The organism is Trichloromonas sp. (assembly GCF_041583255.1).
Lineage (GTDB): Bacteria > Desulfobacterota > Desulfuromonadia > Desulfuromonadales > Trichloromonadaceae > Trichloromonas.
Map to the genome: position 1 here is coordinate 1 of NZ_JBFHGD010000295.1, position 3306 is coordinate 3306.

Consider the following 3306-nt stretch of genomic DNA (forward strand, 5'->3'; position numbering starts at 1 on the left):
CTGGTAGACGCCCCCTTCGGGGGAAAGCTTTTCCATGATCTCACGCTTGCCGCCGAAGGCGCCGACCGGCAGGCCGCCGCCGATGATCTTGCCGAGGCAGACCAGGTCGCCGCGGACGCCGAATCGCTCCTGGGCGCCGCCGTAGGCGACCCGGAAGCCGGTCATGACCTCGTCGATGATCAACAGGATCCCTTCCGCGGTGCACAATTCGCGCAGCCCTTCGAGAAAACCGGCCTTCGGTGCCACGCAGCCCATGTTGCCGGCGATCGGCTCGAGGATGATGCAGGCGATTTCGCCCTTGTTGGCGGCGACCAGTGCCTTGGTTTCAGCGAGATCGTTGTAGGTGGCGGTCAGGGTGTATTTGGCAAAATCGGCCGGCACCCCGGGGGAGGTCGGCACGCCGAAGGTGGCGGCGCCGGAGCCGGCCTTGACCAGCAGCGAGTCGGCGTGGCCGTGGTAGCAGCCGTCGAACTTGAGGATCTTGTCGCGGCCGGTGTAGCCGCGGGCCAGGCGGATGGCGCTCATGGTCGCCTCGGTGCCGGAGGAGACCATCCGCACCTTTTCGATATTGGGATAGGCCTCGCGGACCATCTCGGCCAGGGTGATCTCTTTCTCGGTCGGCGCGCCGAAGGAGGCGCCGCTGGCGGCCGCCTGCTGGATCGCCTCGACCACCTTCGGGTGGCAGTGGCCGAGAATCATCGGCCCCCAGGATCCGACGTAGTCGATATAGGCGTTGCCGTCGGCGTCGTAAATTTTCGAACCTTCGGCGCGGGCGATGAAAATCGGGTCGCAGCCGACCGACTTGAAGGCGCGGACCGGGCTGTTGACCCCGCCGGGGATGATATTCTTGGCCTGAGCGAAGAGCGCCGCGGATTTCTGGTGATTCATGGATGCCCCCTATACTGGTTGATCGGCCCGAAGACAGCGGCCGGATGGTTCAAGGATACGGATTCCGAGTGCTTAACACAGCCCATTCCCCCTTGTCAAGAAGTGCGCCGCCCGACGGTGACAAGCCGGCGACTCGCGCGAGTAAATCCACCCCGGGCTTTTCCTTTTTTCATTATTGGATACAATATATATCCTTATTGACGGAAATCATCCGTTTATTGTCCGCTTTAGCATGTACCTCGCCGCTGGCGGCACAAACACTTTTTGCAGGCTTGAAATCATGGTCAAACGGATTCTGCTCACCATCGTCGGGCTGCTCATCATCATCGGCGTCATCGCCGGCATCAAAGTTCTCCAGATCCGCAAGATGATCGACGCCGGGGCCCAGTTCGCCCCGCCGCCCGAAACGGTGACCACCGCCGTGGTGCGCAGCGAAACCTGGGAATCGCTGCTGACCGCGGTCGGCTCGCTGGAGGCGGTGCAGGGGGTCACGCTGGCCGCCGAACTCCCCGGCAAGGTGACGGAGATCCGCTTCGAGGCGGGGAGCAAAGTCCGCAAAGGGGATGTGCTGCTGCGCCAGGATGTCTCGTCCGAGCAGGCCCAGCTGCCCGGTGCCGAGGCGACTGTGGAACTGGCCCGGCTCAACCTGAACCGGATGCGCGAACTGCTGGCGCAGAAGATCATCTCCCCGGCCGAACTCGACAGCGCCGTGGCCAACCACCAGCAGGCTCTGGCCGCCGCCGACAACATCCGCGCTTCCATGGCCAAGAAGACCATCCGCGCCCCCTTTTCCGGCCGGCTCGGCATCCGTCAGGTCAATCTCGGCCAGATCCTGCGCGAGGGGGACGCCATCGTCTCGCTGCAGGCCCTCGATCCGATCTTTGTCAATTTTCTGCTGCCGCAGCAGCAGCTCGGCCAGCTCCGGGTCGGGATGCTGGTACGGCTGACGACCGACGCCCTGCCGGGACAGGAGCTGCGCGGCGCCATCACAGCCATCAGCCCCGAAATCGATGCCGCCACCCGCAACATCCGCATCCAGGCGACCGTAGCCAATGCGGATGAACAGCTGCGGCCAGGGATGTTCGCCAGCGTGGCGGTGGAGTTGCCCGGGCAGCTGCAAGGCCTGGTGATCCCGGCCACCGCCGTCCTTTATGCCCCCTACAGCGACTCGGTCTTCGTGGTCGAGGAGCAGGCGGATGAAAAGAGCGGTCAAAAAGGGCTGCTGCTGCGCCAGCAGTTCGTGCGGCTAGGCGCCAAGCGGGGGGACTTTGTCGCCGTGACCTCGGGACTGGGCGAAGGCGACACCCTGGTCAGCACCGGGGTCTTCAAGCTGCGCAACGGCCAGTCGGTGGTGGTGGACAACACCCTGGCGCCGGAGTTTCAGCTGGCGCCGAAACCGGAGAACAACTGACGTTAAATCTGCCACGGAGACACAGAGTCACAGAGAAGTGCCTGTGACCCTTATTCACTCCCTGTGTCTCCGTGCCTCTGTGGCTAATCTTTTCGAATTAACTGAGCTTTCCCATGAAATTCACCGACCTGTTCATACGCCGTCCGGTGCTCGCCCTGGTGATCAGCTTCGTCATCATCATCGCCGGGCTGCAGGCGGTCCGCACCCTCAACGTGCGCCAGTACCCACAGAGTGAAAACTCGACGGTTACCGTCACCACCGTCTATGTCGGCGCCAGCGCCGACCTGGTGCGCGGCTTCATCACCACCCCGCTGGAGCGGGCCATCGCCGCCGCCGACGGCATCGATTACCTCGAATCCCAGAGCAGGCTCGGGCTGTCGACCATTACCGCCCGCCTCAAGCTCAACTACGACGCCACCAAGGCGCTGGCTGAAATCAGCTCGAAAGTCGACCAGGTGCGCGCCGACCTGCCGCCCGAGGCGGAAGTGCCGGTCATCAACATCGAGTCGGCCGACAGCCAGTTCGCCTCGGCCTACCTCAGCTTCACCTCCGACCTGCTGCTGCAGAACGAAATCACCGACTACCTGGTGCGCATTGTTCAGCCCCGGCTGTCGGCCCTTGAAGGGGTGCAGCGGGCCGACATTCTCGGCGCCCGCACCTTCGCCATGCGCATCTGGCTCAAGCCCGAGCGGATGGCGGCCTTCGGCATCAGCCCGGCCCAGGTGCGCCAGGCCCTGGCCGCCAACAATTTTCTGGCCGCCCTCGGCCAGACCAAGGGGGCGCTGATCCAGGTCAACCTCACCGCCGACACCAACCTCAACTCGGTGGCCGAGTTCCAGCGCCTGGTGGTGCGCGAACAGGACGGGGCCATCGTCCGCATCGGCGACATCGCCGATGTCTCCCTGGGGGCGGAGAGCTACGACGCCGAGGTGCGTTTCTCGGGACAGACCGCCGTCTTCATGGGGATCTGGCCGCTACCCAACGCCAACGCCCTCGACGTCATCAAG

Annotated in this window: 3 protein-coding genes; 2 read left to right on the forward strand and 1 reads right to left on the reverse strand. The window is 64.2% G+C overall.

What is annotated here, in order from left to right:
• Positions 1 to 888: glutamate-1-semialdehyde 2,1-aminomutase (locus ABYV89_RS15850; RefSeq protein WP_432823906.1), on the reverse strand; the 888-nt coding region annotated here is incomplete at its 3' end.
• Between the two features lie 280 nt (positions 889 to 1168).
• Between ABYV89_RS15850 and ABYV89_RS15855 the strand changes: the two genes are divergently transcribed.
• Both ABYV89_RS15855 and ABYV89_RS15860 read left to right on the forward strand, forming a co-directional pair.
• Positions 1169 to 2299, forward strand: coding sequence for an efflux RND transporter periplasmic adaptor subunit (locus ABYV89_RS15855; protein WP_432823907.1), 1131 nt, complete (start codon positions 1169 to 1171; stop codon positions 2297 to 2299).
• A gap of 113 nt (positions 2300 to 2412) precedes the next feature.
• Positions 2413 to 3306: efflux RND transporter permease subunit (locus ABYV89_RS15860; RefSeq protein WP_432823908.1), on the forward strand; the 894-nt coding region annotated here is incomplete at its 3' end.

Excerpts from the sequence above, each read along its gene's own strand:
- ABYV89_RS15855 (WP_432823907.1), top strand. The coding sequence starts at position 1,169 with ATGGTCAAACGGATTCTGCTCACCATCGTCGGGCTGCTCATCATCATC.